The sequence below is a fragment of the Siccirubricoccus deserti genome (assembly GCF_014283215.1).
GTDB classification, from domain to species: Bacteria; Pseudomonadota; Alphaproteobacteria; order Acetobacterales; family Acetobacteraceae; genus Siccirubricoccus; species Siccirubricoccus deserti.
This window is the reverse complement of record NZ_JACOMF010000229.1, coordinates 1-1,138: the sequence shown is the minus strand read 5'-3', so window position 1 is coordinate 1,138 and position 1,138 is coordinate 1. Positions and strand designations below refer to the sequence as shown.

Below are 1,138 nucleotides of genomic sequence, written 5' to 3'. Positions count from 1 at the left end.
GCCCAGCTACTACTACCCGGGCTTGTGAACAGGTCTGACACCGCGGGGCGGCCGGTCTCCGCCACACGGCGGATCAGATCCCACCCACCATGGCCAGAAACAGAGGGAGACGGCACCAGCGCGGCCTTGGAGAGTCCCGTATCGAGGAGCTGGCGGTGCCCCGGCGCGGCGTCTTTGACGACCACGCGCGCGCCGCCTAGGCCCTGCGCGATTTCGGCGGCCCAGGTGCGCATAGCGGGTATCTCACTATCCGCCGCATCCCGCAGGCTTGGCGCGGAGGCGAGCGCCAAGGCGGCAGTGCCAAGGGTGTCGAACTCGCTGCTGATGGCCAGTGACAGGGCGCGGGCGGTGTCGAGCAGCCGCGCCTCAAAGGCTTGACGGTAGGCACTGGCCGCATGCCAGGCCGCGGCGCCGCCGACAGCAAGGGCAGGCAGAAGGACTGCCAGAACTAGCCCGACAAGGTGTGCACGTAGCCCGAGGCGAGGCGCGAGCCTGGCAGACTTCTTCGTGGCCCAGGGTGCCGGTGGCGACTCAGGCGACCGCTCAGGTTTTCTCGTGGTGGTATCGTACTGAAAATGGCTCACGGATAGAGGATATCAGTCATTCTCGCGTGAGGCACAACGCACGTCTCGTGAAGCGCGAGAGTTCACCTACCAGGCTCCCGCCTCTGAAGGCTTACGGGACCATTCTTTCGCGGCAGTAGCCGGCGTGGCGCTGGACGGCCCTGCTCAAGAAACTCCGCGATGCAATCGCTCTCTCTGTAACAGCCAAGGCGGTTATCTGCTGCTGTCGGGAGGTTCTGGTAGCAGCGTCACAATTAGGATTAGCAAGTGCTGGCCTGCGTCAGGAATTCAGTCGATTATTATTTTATAATTGTTTATTAAGAGTACCACCCCCTTGAGACCTCTGCGAAATGCGGCTGATGGGCGTGGAGTGACTTGGGTCCGACGACGAGGCGTTCAGCAATGCCCGTTTGGGCCTTAGAGCCCATCCGGGAAGTTTCGATTCACGCTGAGGGCTTTCTGGCCAGCCGGCGGAGCATGATGCGGATCATTGCCATGCGGACGAAGGCGGCGGCGATGCGGCAGTGTCGCTCGAAGTCGCGGGCGAGGCGGCGGTTGCGGCTGATCCAACCGAT

1 protein-coding gene and 1 pseudogene are annotated in these 1,138 nt (G+C 63.2%); both read right to left on the bottom strand.

The window, feature by feature from the left end:
* Positions 1 to 584 (bottom strand): hypothetical protein (locus H7965_RS30635; protein ID WP_222440897.1); only part of this gene is annotated, 584 nt, incomplete at its 3' end.
* A gap of 422 nt (positions 585 to 1,006) precedes the next feature.
* Positions 1,007 to 1,138: pseudogene (locus tag H7965_RS32345) on the bottom strand (IS5 family transposase); the annotation flags it as partial.